Origin of the sequence: Pseudomonas sp. MWU13-2105 (assembly GCF_023242315.1) — a bacterium.
Lineage (GTDB): Bacteria > Pseudomonadota > Gammaproteobacteria > Pseudomonadales > Pseudomonadaceae > Aquipseudomonas.
Map to the genome: position 1 here is coordinate 230762 of NZ_JALLIY010000005.1, position 17808 is coordinate 248569.

General features: G+C 61.9%; 18 protein-coding genes. 10 read left to right on the plus strand and 8 right to left on the minus strand.

Annotation, left to right across the window (positions count from 1 at the left end; translation table 11 throughout):
• Positions 1-18 precede the first annotated feature (18 nt).
• The 3 genes from M5B96_RS09230 to glnT all read right to left on the minus strand — a co-directional run bounded on the left by M5B96_RS09230 (position 19) and on the right by glnT (position 3026).
• Complete coding sequence (locus M5B96_RS09230; protein ID WP_248796372.1) at positions 19-702, minus strand: protein glxC; 684 nt, start codon at positions 700-702, stop codon at positions 19-21.
• A complete protein-coding gene (locus M5B96_RS09235) occupies positions 699-1619 on the minus strand; it encodes a class II glutamine amidotransferase (RefSeq protein ID WP_248796373.1) in 921 nt (306 codons plus the stop codon). The genes M5B96_RS09230 and M5B96_RS09235 overlap by 4 nt, the downstream gene beginning before the upstream one ends.
• A 72-nt stretch (positions 1620-1691) precedes the next feature.
• Entirely contained in the window at positions 1692-3026 is a 1335-nt protein-coding gene (glnT, locus tag M5B96_RS09240) for a type III glutamate--ammonia ligase (RefSeq protein WP_248796374.1), read from the minus strand.
• A 284-nt stretch (positions 3027-3310) separates the two neighbouring features.
• Between glnT and M5B96_RS09245 the strand changes: the two genes are divergently transcribed.
• The 7 genes from M5B96_RS09245 (at position 3311) to M5B96_RS09275 (ending at position 10936) form a co-directional block, all read left to right on the plus strand.
• Positions 3311-3916 carry a helix-turn-helix domain-containing protein gene (locus tag M5B96_RS09245; RefSeq protein ID WP_191487591.1) on the plus strand — a complete coding sequence of 202 codons (606 nt, stop codon included), beginning with the start codon at positions 3311-3313 and terminating at the stop codon, positions 3914-3916.
• Between the two features lie 239 nt (positions 3917-4155).
• Positions 4156-5022 (plus strand): formyltetrahydrofolate deformylase, encoded by an 867-nt coding sequence (gene purU, locus M5B96_RS09250; protein WP_248796375.1) that lies wholly within the window; start codon positions 4156-4158, stop codon positions 5020-5022.
• Positions 5019-5924, plus strand: coding sequence for a bifunctional methylenetetrahydrofolate dehydrogenase/methenyltetrahydrofolate cyclohydrolase FolD (gene folD / locus M5B96_RS09255; protein ID WP_248796376.1), 906 nt, complete (start codon positions 5019-5021; stop codon positions 5922-5924). The genes purU and folD overlap by 4 nt, the downstream gene beginning before the upstream one ends.
• On the plus strand, positions 5906-7147 hold the full coding sequence (locus M5B96_RS09260; RefSeq protein WP_248796377.1) for an FAD-dependent oxidoreductase: 1242 nt from the start codon (positions 5906-5908) through the stop codon (positions 7145-7147). Before folD ends, M5B96_RS09260 begins: the two co-directional genes overlap by 19 nt.
• Before the next feature lie 13 nt (positions 7148-7160).
• Positions 7161-7466, plus strand: a complete 306-nt coding sequence (locus M5B96_RS09265; RefSeq protein WP_248796378.1) for a sarcosine oxidase subunit delta — start codon at positions 7161-7163, stop codon at positions 7464-7466.
• Complete coding sequence (locus M5B96_RS09270) at positions 7463-10366, plus strand: 2Fe-2S iron-sulfur cluster-binding protein (protein WP_248796379.1); 2904 nt, start codon at positions 7463-7465, stop codon at positions 10364-10366. Before M5B96_RS09265 ends, M5B96_RS09270 begins: the two co-directional genes overlap by 4 nt.
• Positions 10367-10369: 3 nt before the next feature.
• Entirely contained in the window at positions 10370-10936 is a 567-nt protein-coding gene (locus M5B96_RS09275; protein WP_248796380.1) for a sarcosine oxidase subunit gamma, read from the plus strand.
• Positions 10937-11008: 72 nt separating this feature from the next.
• Here M5B96_RS09275 and M5B96_RS09280 read toward each other — a convergent pair whose 3' ends face one another.
• The gene (locus tag M5B96_RS09280; RefSeq protein ID WP_248796381.1) at positions 11009-12889 is read right to left on the minus strand and encodes a PAS domain S-box protein; all 1881 of its coding nucleotides are present in this window, start codon (positions 12887-12889) and stop codon (positions 11009-11011) included.
• 253 nt (positions 12890-13142) lie between these two features.
• On the opposite strand from M5B96_RS09280, the gene M5B96_RS09285 reads away from it, so the two are divergent.
• Positions 13143-13685, plus strand: a complete 543-nt coding sequence (locus M5B96_RS09285; protein WP_248796499.1) for a DinB family protein — start codon at positions 13143-13145, stop codon at positions 13683-13685.
• 18 nt (positions 13686-13703) lie between these two features.
• Here the strand turns inward: M5B96_RS09285 and M5B96_RS09290 are convergent, their stop codons facing one another.
• A complete protein-coding gene (locus M5B96_RS09290) occupies positions 13704-14165 on the minus strand; it encodes a hypothetical protein (protein ID WP_248796382.1) in 462 nt (153 codons plus the stop codon).
• 170 nt (positions 14166-14335) lie between these two features.
• Complete coding sequence (locus tag M5B96_RS09295; protein ID WP_248796500.1) at positions 14336-14803, minus strand: anti-virulence regulator CigR family protein; 468 nt, start codon at positions 14801-14803, stop codon at positions 14336-14338.
• 160 nt (positions 14804-14963) lie between these two features.
• Here M5B96_RS09295 and M5B96_RS09300 point away from each other — a divergent pair, with 160 nt between their 5' ends.
• Positions 14964-15566, plus strand: a complete 603-nt coding sequence (locus M5B96_RS09300; RefSeq protein WP_248796383.1) for a TetR/AcrR family transcriptional regulator — start codon at positions 14964-14966, stop codon at positions 15564-15566.
• A gap of 221 nt (positions 15567-15787) precedes the next feature.
• On the plus strand, positions 15788-16477 hold the full coding sequence (locus tag M5B96_RS09305) for a type 1 glutamine amidotransferase domain-containing protein (protein WP_248796384.1): 690 nt from the start codon (positions 15788-15790) through the stop codon (positions 16475-16477).
• Positions 16478-16563: 86 nt separating this feature from the next.
• Here the strand turns inward: M5B96_RS09305 and M5B96_RS09310 are convergent, their stop codons facing one another.
• Both M5B96_RS09310 and M5B96_RS09315 read right to left on the minus strand, forming a co-directional pair.
• Positions 16564-17052 (minus strand): Lrp/AsnC family transcriptional regulator, encoded by a 489-nt coding sequence (locus M5B96_RS09310; protein ID WP_100943735.1) that lies wholly within the window; start codon positions 17050-17052, stop codon positions 16564-16566.
• A gap of 45 nt (positions 17053-17097) precedes the next feature.
• Positions 17098-17754: an HAD family hydrolase gene (locus M5B96_RS09315; RefSeq protein ID WP_248796385.1), complete on the minus strand. Its 657-nt coding sequence runs from the start codon at positions 17752-17754 to the stop codon at positions 17098-17100.
• Positions 17755-17808: the final 54 nt, after the last annotated feature.

The following is a 17808-nucleotide window of genomic DNA, read 5'->3' on the forward strand; positions in this document are numbered from 1 at the left end:
CAGTTCTCCTCGCGTGGATCAGTACGCGGACGCGTTATCGACTTTGAAGTTGTACAACTGACGGGCCGAGCCATAGCGCTTGAAGCTCGCCGGCGACTCGGCGAAACCGGCGCGATTGAGCAGCTCCTGCAATTCCTCCAAGTGCTCGGCGCGCATCTCTTTCTCGACGCAGTCCGAACCCAGCGACTGCACGCTGCCTTTGACGTAGATACGGGTTTCGTAGAGCGAATCGCCGAGAGCATCGCCGGCATCGCCGCACACCACCAGGCGTCCGGCCTGGCCCATGAAGCAGCTCATATGGCCGATGCTGCCACCGACCACGATATCGATGCCCTTCATCGAGATCCCGCAGCGGGCCCCGGCATCGCCCTCGATCACCAGCAAGCCGCCATGGGCGGTGGCGCCGGCCGCCTGGGAGGCGCTGCCCTTGATCCGGACCATGCCGGACATCATGTTCTCGGCGACCCCGACACCGGCATTGCCGTGCACGGTGATGCTCGCCTTCTGGTTCATCCCGGCGCAGTAGTAACCGGCATGGCCCTGGATATCGATGGACACGGCCTGGTTCACCCCCACCGCGAGGTTGTGCTTGCCGTTGGAATGGGTCACCCGCCATTCGCGGTCTTCGACCTGATGGGCCTGGTCATGCAGCGCCTGGTTGAGTTCACGCACGCTGGCAGTGGAAAGATCGATAGTTTTCATAGGTGCGCTCCTTGAGCTGACTCGCGTTCCCAGATGTACATGGTGGCCGGCGCCGGCTCCCAGACCCTGGCGTGTTCGATGCCCGGAAGGCTCGACAGCGCCTGATATTCGGAGGCCATGGCGACATAGTCGTCGGTCTCGGCGAGGATCGCCGGCTTGCAGGCGATCGGGTCGCGGATCACCGCGAAACCGTTACGGGTGCCGATGGCGAACGTGAAGAAGCCGTCCAGATCCTCCAGCGAATGATCCAGTGCCTCTTTCAGCGAGTCGCCCTGCTGCAAGCGCCAGGTCAGGTAGCCGGCGGCCACTTCGGTATCATTGTCGGTCTCGAAGTGGATGCCTTCGCGCTTGAGTTCCTGACGCAGGCGGAAGTGGTTGGACAGCGAGCCGTTGTGCACCAGGCACAGGTCGGCGCCGGTAGAAAACGGGTGGCTACCTTCCATGGTCACCGCGCTTTCCGTGGCCATCCGGGTGTGGCCAATGATGTGGCTGCCCTTCATGCCGGCGAGGCCAAAACGTCGGGAAATCTCCTGGGGCAAGCCCATGCCCTTGAGGATTTCGATGCTCTGTCCGGCGCTCATGATCCGCACGCTCGGCGCCAGTTCGGCGAGGGCCAGACGTACCGGGGCTTCCTCGGCGTGGATTTTGAGCACGGCGGCGCTGGCATTCTGAAACCAGTCCAGCGAGCAGCCGAGACGCCCTTCCAGTTCGCCCATCAGGGTTTTCCAGGCAAAGCCTTCGGTGGTCGCCTGCAAGGTCAGCTTGACCCAGCCGTCTGCCACTTCATCGCCGTAAATGGCGAAGCCCGCACTGTCCGGGCCACGATCGGTCATGGCCTGCAACATCGGTTCAAAGAGCTTGCCGAGCTGGGATTCCAGCTGCGGATTTTTCAGGTAAAGACCTACGATTCCACACATATCAAGTCTCCTTCGGAGGCAGTGAACACCCGGCGCCATAGCGGGTAGCCGAATGCTTGTCAAAACACGGAGTCAGAAAAATTCGGTGTAGCGCTGGATTTCCCAGTCGGAGACGTGACGGCTGTATTCCACCCACTCCATGCGCTTGAGCTTGATGAATTCGCCGACGATTTCCGCACCCATGACCTCGGCGAACAGCGGGTCGGCTTCGAGGGCATCGCAGGCTTCCTTGAGCGATTGCGGCAAGGTCTTGATGCCCCGGGCGGCGATCTGTTCCAGGCTCAGGCTGTAGAGGTTCTCATTGCAGACGTGATCGATTTCCAGCTGGCGATCAATGCCATCCAGTCCGGCGGCGATGATCGCGGCGCTGACCAGATAAGGGTTGCAGCCGGCATCCGGCAGGCGGAATTCGAGACGCCCGTAAGGCACGCGGACCATCGCCGAGCGGTTGTTGGCGCCGAAGGCGATAAAGGCCGGGGCCCAGGTCGCGCCGGACAGCGAGTTGCCCACCACCAGCCGCTTGTAGGAGTTCACCGTCGGCGCGGCGAAGGCGCACAGCGCCGGGCCGTGGGCGAGCAGGCCGGCGGCGAAGTGATAGGCCAGCTTCGACAAGCCCATGCCGCTCGGGTCGCTGGCGTCATGGAACAGGTTCTTGTTCTCGGCGCTGGCGATCGACAGGTGAAAGTGCATGCCGTTGCCGGCGCGCTTCGGATCGGGCTTGGGCATGAACGAGCAGATCATGCCCAGGTCGTTGGCGATCTCCCCGGCGGCCATGCGAAAGAAGGTGAAGCGGTCGGCCGAGGTCAGGGCATCGCTGTAGGTGTAGTTGATCTCGAACTGGCCGTTGGCGTCTTCGTGGTCGATCTGATAGACCTCGAAATCCACCGCTTGCAGCGCTTCGGTCAGGTGCTCGAGAAACACCCGGGAACGCGACAGGCCCTTGTAGTCGTAGCAGGGCTTGTCGAGGTTGTCGCTGGCGTCGACCGCTTGCAGCTTGCCCGCGGCGTCGCGGCGCAACAGGCTGAACTCCGGTTCCAGGCCGGTATTGAGGGTCCAGCCCTTGTCCTGCAGGCGCCGGACCTGTTGTTGCAGGACATAGCGGCTGTCATAGGGATGCGGCTGGCCGTCGACATGCCCGACACAGACCACGCGGCCATACCCCGGCTGCCAGGGCACCGGGGTCAGGGTCGACAGATCGCCACGGGCCATGAAGTCCGGACCGTGGGGCTCCATACCCATGCCGCAGATGGCGAAACCGGCAAATCCGGCGCCTTCTTCCGCCACCGTCTTGAGTCCGCACACCGGCACCGATTTGGTTTTCGCCGCGCCATGGATATCGACAAATTGCGCAAGCACGTACTTGATCCCGTGCTTGTCGATGAGGCGCTGGGTTTCTGCTGGCAACATGGGGTCTTCACTCCTCGTGAAAAGGCAAAGCGCTAGGGATGGAGTTGACGCTCTCAACCTTCTTTATTCCGCAGAAGAAAGTTAATTTCTCTTCAGGAATGCAAAGCCCTTGCCAAGTCCCGTCTTGCCGAAGTGCGGCATCAGTGACCGCGCATTTGTGCTGTATATATGGGAAAATTGTTTTCCCTGTGGGAATACACCGCAGTGGTGGACCGTGCAGGTTGCCACCTTGCACTTTCCTAGTGCGAAACTAATATTATTGAACAGAAACCGTGCAGGTCCCGATGAATATGCCGAACGAGCTCGAACCGCGTCTCAAGCTGGAGCAGTACCTGGGCATGCAGATCAAGCGCCAACGCCTGGCGCAGGATCTGAAACTGTCCGATGTGGCGAAGATTGCCGGCATCAGCCAGGGCATGTTGAGCAAGATCGAAAACGCCCAGGTGTCCACCAGCCTCGACACCCTGAGCCGCCTGTGCGACGTGCTCGGGTTGCCGATGTCGAAGCTGTTCAGCCAGTACGACCAGCAGGGCGGCAGTGCCCTGTTGGTCAAGGCCGACCAGGGTATGGAAGTGGTGCGCCGGGGCACGGAGAAAGGCCACACCTACCATCTGCTCAACCATACCCGCGGGCCGAAGAAGAGCTTCGAGGCGTATATGGTCAGCATGGATGACGCCAGCGAGGAGTTTCCGACCTTCTCCCATCCCGGCACCGAGTTCCTGCATTTGCTCGAAGGCGAACTGATCTACCGCCATGGCAATCAGCTGTACCGCATGGAGGCCGGCGACAGCCTGACCTTCGAAGGTGAAGTGCCCCACGGTCCCGAGCAATTGGTGCAGGTGCCGATCCGCCTGCTGTCGATCATGAACTACGGCAACGACCGCGAATAACCCCTCCCCTGATCCCTCTCCACGCACGACTGCCTGAAGCGGCGTCGTGCCGGCGCTATTTCCTGCCAGTTAAAAAACTTTCAGAAACCTCTGGACGTCCCCCGCGCATTTCCCCTATAAAGCCGTTATTGGGAATATTTTATTCCCCATAAGAAAAAAAGCTTCACGAATGAAGCTGGCTTCAACGTTGTTTTTTATCGCCCTGCGATGAGCTGCCGCCACCCTCCCGAGGACGCGTCATGCAACACGACAAAAACCATTTCATCATCAAGATCAGCTGTCCGGCGGTGTCCGGGATCGTCGCCGCCGTCACCACTTACCTGGCGGACAACGGTTGCTACATCGGGGAGATGGCGCAATTCGACGACGAGTTCAGCGGCAAGTTTTTCATGCGCGCGGTGTTCCGCTTCAATGACGGCCTGGCTGCCGCCATCGAGCCGCTCAAGGCCGGCTTCGTCGACGTGGCCAAGGCCTTCGACATGACCTGGGAACTGCACGACACCCGCCAGCCGATGCGCGTGCTGCTGATGGTGAGCAAGTTCGACCATTGCCTCACCGACCTGCTCTACCGCTACCACAAGGGCGAGATGGATATGACCATCACCGCCATCGTCTCCAATCATCTGGACCTGCGGCCGATGGCCGAGCGCGAAGGCATCCGCTTCATCTACCTGCCGGTGACCCAGGACAGCAAGGCCCGCCAGGAAGCCGAACTGATGACCATCATCGACGACACCCGCACCGACCTGGTGGTCCTGGCCCGCTACATGCAGATTCTCTCCGACGATCTGTGCCGCCAGCTGTCGGGCCGCGCGATCAATATCCACCATTCGTTCCTGCCCGGCTTCAAGGGTGCCAAGCCCTATCACCAGGCTTACCAGCGCGGGGTGAAGCTGATTGGCGCCACCGCCCACTACGTCACCAGCGACCTCGACGAAGGGCCGATCATCGAGCAGGAGGTGCAGCGGGTCGACCACGTGTACCGCCCCGATGACCTGGTGGCGACCGGGCGCGATACCGAAACCGTGGCCCTGTCCAAGGCGGTCAAGTACCACCTCGAGCACCGGGTTTTCCTCAACCAGGACAGAACGGTGATCTTCCGGTGAACACACCCCGACTGATAGATGGCAAGGTCGCTTCGGCACGAGTCCTGGAACAGGTTCGCCGTGAAGTCGACGACCTGCTCGCACAAGCTGTGCAACCGGCACTGGCGGTGATCCTGGTGGGCAGCGACCCGGCCAGCCAGGTCTATGTGCGCAACAAGATCCTGCGCGCCGACGAGGTGGGCATTCGCTCCCAGGAACATCGCCTGCCCGGCGACACCAGCACCGAGCAACTGCTGAACCTGATCAAGGGCCTGAACGACGATCCGGCGATCAACGGCATCCTCCTGCAACTCCCGCTACCGGCGCAGATCGATGAGCTGCGCGCCCTGGAAGCCATCGATCCACGCAAGGACGTGGACGGTTTCCACAGTGAAAACGTCGGCGGCCTCAGCCAGGGCCGCGATGTGCTCGCCCCCTGTACTCCAAGCGGCTGCCTGCACCTGCTGGAACAAACCTGTGGCGAGCTGCGCGGCAAGCATGCGGTGGTGATCGGCCGCTCGAATATCGTCGGCAAGCCCATGGCAGCCCTGCTGCTCAAGGCCGATTGCTCGGTCACCGTGCTCCACTCGCGCAGCCGCGAGGCCCAGACGCTGTGCCGCCAGGCCGATATCGTGATTGCCGCCGTCGGCCGCGCCGGGCTGATCGACGCCAGTTGGCTGAAACCGGGGGCGGTGGTGATCGATGTGGGGATCAATCGGATTGAAACCGAGAACGGCAGCCGCCTGGTCGGCGATGTCGATTTCGCCAGCGCCCTGCCCCAGGTCTCGGCGATCACCCCGGTGCCGGGTGGCGTCGGCCCGATGACCATCGCCTTCCTGATGAAAAACACCGTGATCGCCGCCCGCCGGCAACAGCGGGCGCAACGCAGCCAATCGGAGGCCGTATGCCATTCAATCTATTGAAATACGGACTGAGCGCCGAATACCCGGTGGACGTCGACCTACCGCCACCGTGCGAACTCAAGCCGTCCTATGACGTGGTGATCATCGGTGCCGGCGGCCATGGCCTGGCCACCGCCTACTACCTGTCGCGCTACCACGGTATCAACAATATCGCCGTGCTGGAGAAGGCCTACCTGGGGGGCGGCAACACCGCGCGCAATACCGCAGTGATCCGCTCCAACTACCTGACCAGCGAGGGCGTGCGCTTCTATGCCGAGTCGGTGAAGCTGTTCCAGAACCTGTCCAACGAATTCGACTTCAACATCATGTACTCCGAGCGCGGCCAACTGACCCTGGCCCACACCGATGCGACGGTGCGCTCGTTCCGCCAGCGCGCCGAGGTCAACAAGCACTTCGGCGGCCGCACCGAAATGATCGACCGCCAGCAGATTCGCGAACTGGTGCCCAGCCTCAATCTCGACCCCGGCCACCTGCCGGTGCTGGCCGGGCTCTGGCATATCGACGGCGCCACCGCGCGGCATGACGCCGTGGCCTGGGGCTACGCCAAGCAGGCGGCCAAGCGCGGGGTGGAGATCCATCAGCTCACCGAGGTCCAGGACCTGCTGATCGACAACGGCCGGATCCGCGCGCTAAAGACCAATCGCGGCACCGTGCAGTGCGGCTGCGTGGTCCAGGCCATCGCCGGACACAGCTCGCTGCTGATGGCCAAGGCCGGGATCCGTTCGCCGATCCAGACCTTCCCATTGCAGGCCATGGTGACCCAGCCGTTCAAGCCGTTCCTCGATCCGCTGGTGAGTTCCTCGGCGCTGCATTGCTACGTGCAGCAGACCAGCCGCGGCGAAGTGGTGTTCGGTGGCGGTTCCGACCCCTACCCGCTGTTCAACAGCCGCTCGACCCTGGACCTGAAGGAAAGCCTGCTGGCCCACGCCATCGAGATGTTCCCGTTCCTGGCCAACGCCAAGCTGATGCGCCAGTGGGCCGGGATCACCGACATGACCCCGGACTACAGCCCGATCATGGGCCTGTCGCCGGTGGAAAATTACTACCTGGATGCCGGCTGGGGCACCTGGGGCTTCAAGGCCACGCCGATCTGCGGCAAGACCATGGCCGAGCTGGTCGCCAGCGGCGGCCGGGTGCCGGAATTGATCAAGCCGTTCGGCCTCGAACGTTTCAGCACCTTCCAGCAAGTCAACGAAATGGGCGCCACGGCGGCCAGCCACTAACGGAGCGCTGACAATGAAAATCCTCGATTGCCCGCTCAACGGGCCGCGCAATATCACTGAGTTCACCTACGGCGGCGAATTCAAGCCGATGCCGGACCCGGGCACCTGCAGCGATGCCGAATGGGCGGACTATGTCTTCAACTGCGAAAACCGCGCCGGCGTGGTCCGCGAGTGGTGGATGCACACGCCCTCCAGCTACTGGTTCCTGGCCGAGCGCCACACCGTCAGCGACGAGATCATCCGCACCTTCGACGCCAAGGAACTGTTCACCGCGCGGCTCGACTTCAGCTCACCTCAGTCCCCGGAGATTGCCGGATGAACGCCTCCAACCGCTTGCCCGCCCCCATGGGCCTGCTGATCGACCGCGACCAGCCGCTGGACTTCAGCTTTGACGGCAAGGCCTACCAGGGTCTCAAGGGCGACAGCATCGCCAGCGCCCTGCTCGCCAACGGTCGCTTCCTGCTCTCGCGCTCCTTCAAGTATCACCGTCCCCGTGGCCCGCTGACCATGGCCGGGCAGGATGCCAACAGCCTGGTGCAACTGCCCCGCGAACCCAATGTGCTGGCCGATGCCCATCCACTGCAGGCCGGCCTGGAGGTCCAGGGACAGAATTTCAACGGTTCCCTGGACAACGACCGCGACGCCTACCTCGGCAAGTTCTCCAAATTCATGCCGGTGGGTTTCTATTACCGTTCCTTCTACAAGCCCAAGGGCATGTGGAAAGTCTGGGAGCCGATCATTCGCAAGAAAGCCGGCCTCGGCGTGCTCGACCTGACCTTCCAGCCCGAGTACTACGACAAGGCCTACCTGTTCACCGACCTGGCGGTGATCGGCGCCGGTCCCGCCGGCCTGCAAGCGGCGCTGACTGCCGCCAACTGCGGGGCCCAGGTGCTGCTGATCGAGCAGCAACCGGTGCTCGGCGGTGCCCTCGCCTACGCGCGCTTCGATATCGCCGGCAGCCGTGCCGAGCAACTGCGCCGGGAACTGCTCGAGGCGGTGCTTGGCCATGCCAATATCCGCGTGCTGAGCGAGGCCACCTGCAACGCCTGGTTCACCGACAACTACTTGCCGGTGATCCAGGGCAAGCGCATGTACAAGGTCCGTGCCCGCCAGTGCCTGGTGTGCAGCGGCGCCTTCGACCAGCCGGTGATTTTCCGCAACAACGACCTGCCCGGCGTGATGCTGTGCAGTGCCGCGCAACGCCTGATGAAGCTCTACGCGGTCAAACCGGGCCAGCGCGCGGTGGTCCTGACCGGCAACGATGACGGCTACTACACCGCCCTCGACCTGCACGACCAGGGCGTCGAGGTCGCAGCCCTGGTGGACCTGCGCAACGACGCCGACCCGGCCCTGTCCAGCGCCCTGGAACAACGCCAGATCCCCCACCTGAGCGGCAGCACGGTCTATGAAGCGCTGCATGAAAAGGGCCTGCGCCACATCAACGGCGTCGAGGTGCGCAGCATCATCGGCCAGGGCCTGGTCAGCGACAGTGGCCTGCGCCTGGACTGCGACCTGCTGTGCATGTCCGCCGGCTACATGCCGGTTTACCAGTTGCTCTGCCAGGCCGGTGGCAAGCTGGCTTACGACGACCAGAAGGCCGAATTCAACCTCAGCGGCCTGCCGGCCAACCTCGGCGTCGCCGGCTCGGCCAACGCTCGCCATGGCCTGGACAACGTCCTGGCCGACGGTGCCAATGCCGGGCTCGATGCGGCCAGGGCGCTGGGCCTGGACGTCGGCGCCGAGCGGGCGAGCTATGCGCGGGAAACCCCGGTGAACTTCGACTGGCCGATTTTCCCGCACCCCAAGGGCAAGGACTTCGTCGACTTCGACGAGGACCTGCAGGTGCGCGATATCATCAACGCGACCAAAATCGGCTACCGCGACGTGCAACTGGTCAAACGTTATTCGACCGTCGGCATGGGGCCGTCCCAGGGCCGCCATTCGGCCTTGCCGACCGCACGCCTGGTCGCGGCCGCGACCCAGCGCAATATCAGCGAAACCGGCGTGACCACGGCGCGCCCCCCCTTCGTCGCGGAGAAGCTGGCCCATGTGGCCGGCCGCGCCTTCGATCCCTACCGGCAGACACCGATGCACCGCCGTCACCTGGAAGCCGGCGCGAAAATGATGCCGGCCGGCATCTGGCAACGCCCGGCGTACTACGGCAAGGCTGAAGACCGCGAACGCTGTATGCAGGAGGAGGCCCGCCACGTGCGCGGCAAGGTCGGCCTGATCGACGTCTCGACCCTCGGCGGCCTCGATATCCGCGGACCGGATGCCGCCGAGCTGCTGAACCGGATGTACACCTTCGCCTTTCTCAAGCAACCGGTGGGGCGCTCGCGTTATGCGCTGATGACCAACGAACAGGGCGCGGTGATCGACGACGGCGTCTGCGCGCGTTTCGCCGAGCAGCACTTCTACGTCACCGCCACCACCAGTGGCGTCGACCGTATCTACCAGCAGATGCTCAAGTGGAATGCCCAGTGGCGCCTGGATGTGGATATCGCCAACGTCACCGCGGCCCTCTGCGCGGTCAACGTGGCCGGGCCCGACTCACGCAAGGTCCTGGAACAGCTCTGCCCGGACCTCGACCTGAGCGCTGAAGGTTTCCCTTACCTGGCAGTGCGCCAGGGCACTGTCGCGGGGATCAAGGCGCGGTTGCTGCGGGTCGGTTTCGTCGGCGAGCTGGGTTATGAAATCCACGTCCCGGCGCGCCATGGCCTGGCCCTGTGGGATGCCTTGATCGAGGCCGGCCAGGCCCACGACATCCGGCCCTTTGGCGTCGAAACCCAGCGCCTGCTGCGCCTGGAAAAAGGTCATGTGATCATCAGCCAGGACACCGACGGCATGACCCATCCGGCGGAGATCGACATGGGTTGGGCGGTCAGCCGCAGCAAGCCGTTCTTCGTCGGTCGGCGCTCGCTGGATATCCTCGAGGCCCAGCCACTCAAGCGCAAGCTGGTCGGTTTCACCCTGCCCAAGGGCAGCCCGCAGCCGTTGGAGGGCCACCTGGTCCTCGACGGTACGGACATCAGCGGCAATGTCACCTCCTGCGAGTACTCCGCGAGCCTCGACCGGATCATCGGCCTGGCCTATGCCGGGGCCCGCCAGAGCGAGCCGGGGCAGCAGCTTCCGATCCGCGTCGAAGGCGCGATCGTGGTCATGGCCACGGTGGTGAAACTGCCTTTCTTCGATCCCGAAAACCTGCGCCAGGGGCTTTGACTCATGTCCATTTTCGCCGCGCACGAGCGCATCGTGACCACCTTGCCCAGCCACACGCTGAACGACCTGACCGACCTGCCGCGGGTCGGCTTTCGCGGCCGCGACAGCGCCCGCTATCTACAGGCGAGCGGCTTCAGCCTGCCGGACCGGCCCAACCGTTGTGTCACCCAGGAGGATGGCAGCCAGGTCATCAGCCTGTCGGCCAGCGAGTACCTGCTGTTGGGCAGCCCCCGGGACCAGGGCCTGAGAATTGCCGACGAGGAAGCCCGCTGGGAACTCGATCATCACGCCAACTACCTGCTGCCACGCCAGGACAGCCACGCCTGGCTGCAACTGAGCGGCGAGCGGGTGGCCGAGGTGATGGCGAAAATCTGCGCGGTCGACCTGCGCCCACAGGCCTTCGGGCCGGGGGCCGTGGCGCAGACCTCGGCGGCGCGGATCAACGTCATCGTGATCAATCCTCCGGTGGCCGAGTTGGCGACCTTGCATATCCTCTTCGACCGGGCGTCACTCAGCTATTTCCGGGACGCACTGCTCGATGCCCTGGCGGAGTTCGGGGTAGCGGGCTAGGCAAGGTCCTGCGCAAGGAGCCTTCAACTGGAGGGCCGGCTCTTCCCGCGAGACGCCCCACGGCAGCGCGTTTCAGCGCTGCTGTGAGGCAAAGCGGCCCTTGCCCGCCTGCTTCGCTTCGTACATGCGGCTGTCCGCCTCGCGCAACAACTGCGTCGCGGTTCGCGGATCGTCACGCCGGAACACCGCAATCCCGATGCTCACCCCCACCTGCACGCTGGCCGTACCGATCAGCACCGGCTCATTGATCAACTGAATCAGTTTGTACGCCAATTGCTCGGCGTCCTGGGTCCCCCCGAACTGGCCCTCGACCACCGCGGTGAACTCATCACCCGCCAAGCGAAACACCGCATCCGTCTCCCGCAGGCTGCTCTTCAGTTTCTCGGCCACGGCCTGCAGCAACAGGTCGCCGATTTCATGGCCGAAGGTATCGTTCACTGCCTTGAAGCCATCGAGGTCAAGAAACAGCACGCCCAGCGGCACGCCGACCCGGCGGACCCTGGCCATCGCGTTAGGCAGGTATTCGAGCAAGGAGCGGCGGTTTGGCAATCCGGTCAGGGTATCGGTCAATGCCTCTTTCTCGCGGCGTTCCGCCATGGCCTTGCGTTCGGTGATGTCGTGCAGGAAAACGCTGAAAAAACGCTGCCCGTCGATTTCGACAGGACTGATCCGCACCTCGACCGGAAAGACCATGCCGTCACGCCGCAGCGCCGATATCTCCAGGCGCTGGCGCAAAGCCTCATCGTCACCGGTGACGAGATACTGCCGCCAACCTGCCAGATGCCCCTTGCGCACGGCCTCGGGGATGACCAACTGTTCAAATGACTGGCCCAGGGCTTCATCACGGGACCAGCCGAAGGTCGTTTCGGCCATGCGATTCCAGGCCCGCACCGCGCCGGACTCATCGATGCTCACGTAGGCATCGCTGGCGTGCTCCAGCACCGCCGACAGCTCCGCCTCGCGCTGCCTGAGCTCGCGATCGGCGTGCAGCCGTTGAAGCATGGTATGGGACAGCATTTCATTGGCCCGCAGCAGTTCGGCGGTGCGCTCCTCGACGCGCTGCTCCAGGCTGTGCCGCAACGCCTGCAGGGACGCCTCGGTTTCCTTGCGGCGCTGGATGTTCTGGACCGTCGCGATGTAGTACTCCAGGTCGCCGTCCACCGACAGCAGCTTGGCCACATGCAGGTCGACCCAGACCGAGGAGCCATCCTTGTGCCGATACCTTTTCTCCAGCTGATAACGATCGATTTCGCCGTGGTTCAACTGGCGCAACAGATTCAAGTCACTGTCCAGGTCGTCAGGGTGGGTGATGTCCTGGAAGCTCAGGTTCATGAGTTCGTCGGCTTCGTAGCCGACGATGGAACAGAACGCACTGTTGAGACTGAGAAAGCGGCCGTTGCCCGCGACCGCCGCGATGCCCGTGGGGGCCAGGGCAAAGGCGGTTTTCAGGCGCGCCTCGCTGGCCGCGAAGGCTGCCGCGGAATGGGTGATATGCGAGCGGGACAGCAACGCGGCCTCGCGCATCTGGAATTCCCGGCTGACCAGCCCGGCAAAATCCTCGAGGATCTGCCGTGACTGATCGCTGAACGTCCGCGCCTTGCAGTCCATCGCACAGAGCGTACCCAGGGCATAGCCCTCGATGGAGCGGATCGGCGTGCCGGCGTAAAAACGGATACGTGGATTGCTGGTCACCAGCGGACTGGACGAAAAACGCGGATCACTCAGCGCATCGAGGACCACCATCGTCCGCTCCTGCTCTATGGCAATCGTGCAGAAGGAGATATCCCGGGGGGTCTGCCTGACGTCCATGCCGACCCTGGACTTGAACCACTGACGATCGTTGTCCACCAGCGAGATCAGCGCAATGGGCACCTCAAGCGTGGTCGCCAGCAATCGCGTGAGTCGATCAAAAACCGGCTCTGCCGCGGTGTCGAGCACCTCCAGAGCGTGCAACAGCTTTAAACGTCCAACTTCAGTGTGGTGCAAATGGACGACCTCTCTCGGCTGATTCGACGGCGTTCTCTCTTCCGTGTCGAGAATAGTGCGGCGATTCGCTCCGGGCGTGTGTGGGTGCCGTAGGCCACGGTATGCACGGCTTGATGCTGACAGCATATGCCATTCTGGGTGGGCTTCAAGAAGGCGATGGTATTAGACTGGCGGTGCTGATGAGTGGTGGCGCTCGTCAAATGATCAGAGGATGAACGCGGTGAACCGGACCAGCCATATCTGCCTGATGGCGAGCTATAACCAGTGGATGAACGCCAAGCTCTATGAGGCGGCCAAGGGCTTGTCCGAAGAGGAGCTGGGCGCCGACAGGAAAGCCTTTTTTGGCTCGATTCTCGGAACCTTGAACCACCTGGCGGCCGGGGACAGGGTCTGGCTACAGCGATTCGCCCGGCATCCGGCGCGGTATCCGAGCCTGGAGCCGATTCGGCAGTTGCCCACACCCGAGCGCCTCGACCAACTGCTGTTTGCCAGTTTCCATGCGCTTGCGGTGCATCGCGCATGGCTCGATCAGATCATTATCGACTGGGGCCACTCCGTGACCGAGTCGGATCTGGATCAGTCGCTCCACTACAAGAACATGAAGGGTGTAGCGGCTGAAAAGGACTTTTATGGCTTGGTCATGCATTTCTTCAACCACCAGACCCATCATCGCGGGCAGGTGACCACCTTGTTGTCACAGGCGGGTATCGATGTCGGTGCCACGGATCTGGTGGCTCTCATTCCTTGCGAACCCCAGATCTGATCAAGCAACCAATCGCCTTTACTTGGCGGTTGAAATACCGGCCTGGCTCAACCCTTTGTCGTTGTGATCACCTGGCGTAGTGGCCGAAATCGCCGTGGCTTTCGACAGCCCTCGGGTGGTTTTGGAATGGGCGACATGCGACGTGGCGATCCCATGGCCACGAGAGGTTTTATGGGCGCGTCCAATGTGAGCACCACTCACGCCATGATCGCGGACAGCCTTGCCGTCATGATCGGTTTCCTGGCCTTCGGCGAGGCCATTGCTCTTGGAGCTGGCCGAGTGGCCGGTACCGGCATGACCACTTCCCTCTCCACTATGTCCGCCAGCACCACCAGAACCACCGTTACCACCGCCATTGCCACCACCCTCCTTGGCATAGGCAGACGCCATGATGGACAGTTCAGCCGGCAACAAAGGGGCCGCGGCAAACATCAGGGTGCACGACATGATGGCAACCAGGCTTTTCTTTTTCAAACGCATGATGGCTTCCGTAAAAGTTAGTATTTGCGTTATCTCCGACACAATTGGTTACGTGTTGTTCAAAGATAAGCGACCAACGGAAACCACCATGCTCTATTACAAAGTTAATGCGAGCTTTTCTCTTTGACTTGGCATTGGTAGATCACAGAGTGAATCAGTGCAGGCCACCATTAATTCAAAGCGCCACTCAGCACTTCATAGACGATGCCGCTCACGATCGACACCAGAATCAAGTCAGGCCCGGCCTGCTGCCATTCATATCCGTCGTAGCGCGGAAGTTGCCCCACAAGTCGACCATCCAACTTTTTCGCGATGCCCGGTGGAAGAGGTTTTCCACGGGCCAGTTTTTTCTGGATACCCGGCGGCAATGCTGGCCCGGGACTCCAGTAATCGCGGTGTCCGCCAATCACGCCGAGGACGCTTCCTCGATCGATGCTCGGCCCGTGCCCCCAATCGCCACCAGCTGATTTTTTTCCCTTGCCGTGGCCGCCCTGATTACCTGGGTCCTGGACATCCTCCGAGTAACCCTTGCCGTTTCCCTGGCCTTTCCCGTTACCCGGATCAGCCAAAGCGCTGGCAGAGCCCGCTACCAGGGCAAAACAAGTCAGCAACGCAATCAACGAGCGAGATTTGAACATATCGATCTTCTCAAAAAGGGGCATATCCCCACTGCAATGTAGACGACCTTGAATAAAGAAGTTCCGGACAGAGCGGTTCTTTCGTTCACTCACGGAACCTGGGAAAAGCCCTGCGGCGAGTTCCTAGTAGACCGATCTGCTAGCGTGATACGATTCGTTCATGACTACTTCTACCGCACGTGGGACCTCTGATGTCCGCCAGGGAATTCTTGATGTCGGCCAGCGCATCATGGCCGCCAAAGGTTATTCGGGCGTCGGCCTGAACGAAATCCTGGCAGCTGCCGGCGTTCCCAAGGGATCCTTCTACCACTACTTCGCTTCCAAGGACGCGTTTGGCGAAGCGTTGCTCGAAAGCTATTTCGAAGATTACCTCGCCGATCTTGACCGGACGCTGGGCGAGCCTGGCCCGACCATGGGCCAGCGCCTGATGAACTATTGGCACATCTGGCAGGAAACCCAATCCTTTCTCGACTGCCAGGGCAAGTGCCTTGCGGTGAAGTTGGGCGTTGAAGTCGCTGATCTTTCCGAGAGCATGCGCGCGGTACTCAAGCGCGGCACCGCCGGCATCATCGACCGGCTGGGGCGGGCCATTGAAGCCGGCGTCGCGGATCGCTCACTGCCACCTTGCAAGGAGCCTGACGCCGTGGCCCAGAGCCTCTATCAGTTATGGGTAGGCGCCAGTGTCATGGTGAAGATCACCAAAAGCACCCAACCCTTCGAAAACGCGCTGGCAACCACTCGCCAGATACTTCAGTTGTCCTGACCTGTCCCGGGGCGCGCCTGCCCTCTTCGCTCAAGCGGATCGCAAGCCGCTTGAGCAACTGATTGAAAACACCTCGATTCAGCCAGTCTCGGTTGCCGAATCCCAAGGGATTCCCCGTGCCCCTTGGGAGCCGACTTGAAATAACTCAAAAAAACACTAGACGACTGGTCTACTCGAAGACTAAGGTGTGTCCACATCCAATGCTAAAGAGGAATCTCGCAATGAAAGTTCTCATGGTCCTGACCTCACACGACACGCTCGGCAATACCGGTCGCCCAACGGGCTTCTGGCTGGAAGAGCTGGCAGCGCCGTACTACGCGTTTCTGCAGGCCAAAGCCGAAATCGTGCTGGCCTCTCCCAAGGGCGGCCAGCCACCGCTTGATCCAAAGAGCAACGAACTCGAAAGCCAGACTGAGCTGACCCGGCGTTTCGAGGCGGATGCAGCGGCAACCCGGCAGTTGGCAAACACCGTGCGATTGGACAGCGTCTCGCCGTCCGATTTCGACGCGATCTTCTACCCGGGCGGCCACGGCCCGCTGTGGGACCTGGCCGAAGACCAACATTCGATCCAACTGATCGAGGCCTTCCTCGCGGCCGGCAAACCCGCCGCCCTTGTCTGCCACGCGCCCGGTGTTCTGCGCCATGTGAAGACGCCTGACGGCCAGCCGCTGGTCGCGGGCAAGGGCGTCACAGGCTTCACCAATACCGAGGAAGAAGCCGTTGGCCTGACCAGCGTAGTACCATTTCTGGTCGAGGACGAACTCAAGGCGCTGGGCGGCCACTATTCGAAAGGAGCGGACTGGGCGCCCTACGTGGTCAGTGATGACCTGCTGATCACCGGCCAAAACCCGGCTTCTTCCGGCCCGGCAGCCCAGGCCCTGATTGACAGGCTGAGCAGCAAGAGCGCCTGAGTAGAAACACTTGCGGGGGGATTTTGAGTCCCATGGTGCCGCCCGCTGCGCCCTTCAGGGGTAGTGCAGATGTGCACCAAGCCAGCTCAGTGCCGCAGCAATTTGCGCAGCGGCACACCGTCCTTGAGCACGGGGGATTTGATGACGATGTAGCTGAAGTATTTGGAGATACCGATATTCTTGTCCAGCAGGCTTTCGATCACCTCCTGGTAATGCTGGATACTGCGGGTCATGAAGCGCACCAGGTAATCATAGCCACCACTGATCAGATGGCATTCGAGCACTTCGTCCACTAGGCGGATATTGGACTCGAACTTGGCGAAGTCTTCGCGTTTGTGGTCGCTCAGCGTGACCTCGGTGAAGACCGTGACCGAATCGGTGATCTTCGCCAGGTTCAGGTGTGCCTTGTAGCTGGAAATGTACCCGGCCGACTCCAGCCGCTTGACCCGTTGCAGGCAGGGGCTGGCCGACAATCCCACTGCATCGGCCAGGCTCACGTTGGTCATGCGCCCATCTTTTTGCAGCTCAACCAAGATGCTGATGTCGATCCGGTCCAGTTTTACTAAACCTTCCATTGCCTACCTCTTGACTGCCGTTTGTAAGACAATCTTCTAGCAAAATCAGCGCCGTAAAGACAGCTGATGCTGCGCTACCAGATCCGCCATGCTATTGATGCAGTAGTCCGCGGCACAGGGCGAGGAGCGCTTTGCCGGGTCTCGACAGATCAGGCACACGTCCCGGGTCGCCGACCCGACGGCCGCGGGCCGGGTCACTTGCAGAACGTGCCGGACTTCAAGCTCATTGTTCTTCAGCCATTCTGGATCGAGCAAAGGATCGCTGGCCAATGAAATGAAATCATCGGGCGTGATCCCCAACCGCTCACAGAGCAGCCCTCGATCTTCCGTATCGCGGTCGCCCCGCACTAGCAAGCGATAGAACTTGCGCAGGTACAACATCGCCCCCGGCGCATCCTCGAACAGCGACCAGTTGGCTGCCGAGCGGGCAAAGCTCATCCCCTCCTCCCAACTGGCTTTCAGCCCCCAGCGTTCAGCCAGTTGGCGATGGGCGAAACACTGCGAGCCACTGAAGCCCAGTTCTGCGAACCGAGGATAAAGCCCACGCACGACCTCGGCGTACTCAGCCAGTACCTGTTCCTTGTCCGAGTGACCGCCTCGGCTGTCGAGCAATGGTTGCAATGCCGCCCAGACCCCCGAATCGCGATCGACCAGAACCTCGTCGCAATCAATGAGCAATGCCCGATATTCAGTCAGCCCCATGGTGTGCAAAGCCTCCGATGATGCATTTCATCTATCCATGCTCCATAAACGCCC

Bases quoted from the DNA above. Each gene is read 5' to 3' on its own strand.
- glnT (WP_248796374.1), bottom strand. From the start codon at position 3,026: ATGTTGCCAGCAGAAACCCAGCGCCTCATCGACAAGCACGGGATCAAG.
- M5B96_RS09290 (WP_248796382.1), bottom strand. From the start codon at position 14,165: ATGCGTTTGAAAAAGAAAAGCCTGGTTGCCATCATGTCGTGCACCCTG.
- M5B96_RS09295 (WP_248796500.1), bottom strand. From the start codon at position 14,803: ATGTTCAAATCTCGCTCGTTGATTGCGTTGCTGACTTGTTTTGCCCTG.
- M5B96_RS09310 (WP_100943735.1), bottom strand. From the start codon at position 17,052: ATGGAAGGTTTAGTAAAACTGGACCGGATCGACATCAGCATCTTGGTT.
- M5B96_RS09315 (WP_248796385.1), bottom strand. From the start codon at position 17,754: ATGGGGCTGACTGAATATCGGGCATTGCTCATTGATTGCGACGAGGTT.
- M5B96_RS09265 (WP_248796378.1), top strand. From the start codon at position 7,161: ATGAAAATCCTCGATTGCCCGCTCAACGGGCCGCGCAATATCACTGAG.
- M5B96_RS09260 (WP_248796377.1), top strand. From the start codon at position 5,906: ATGCCATTCAATCTATTGAAATACGGACTGAGCGCCGAATACCCGGTG.
- M5B96_RS09275 (WP_248796380.1), top strand. From the start codon at position 10,370: ATGTCCATTTTCGCCGCGCACGAGCGCATCGTGACCACCTTGCCCAGC.
- M5B96_RS09235 (WP_248796373.1), bottom strand. From the start codon at position 1,619: ATGTGTGGAATCGTAGGTCTTTACCTGAAAAATCCGCAGCTGGAATCC.
- purU (WP_248796375.1), top strand. From the start codon at position 4,156: ATGCAACACGACAAAAACCATTTCATCATCAAGATCAGCTGTCCGGCG.
- M5B96_RS09305 (WP_248796384.1), top strand. From the start codon at position 15,788: ATGAAAGTTCTCATGGTCCTGACCTCACACGACACGCTCGGCAATACC.
- M5B96_RS09245 (WP_191487591.1), top strand. From the start codon at position 3,311: ATGAATATGCCGAACGAGCTCGAACCGCGTCTCAAGCTGGAGCAGTAC.
- M5B96_RS09230 (WP_248796372.1), bottom strand. From the start codon at position 702: ATGAAAACTATCGATCTTTCCACTGCCAGCGTGCGTGAACTCAACCAG.
- M5B96_RS09270 (WP_248796379.1), top strand. From the start codon at position 7,463: ATGAACGCCTCCAACCGCTTGCCCGCCCCCATGGGCCTGCTGATCGAC.
- M5B96_RS09300 (WP_248796383.1), top strand. From the start codon at position 14,964: ATGACTACTTCTACCGCACGTGGGACCTCTGATGTCCGCCAGGGAATT.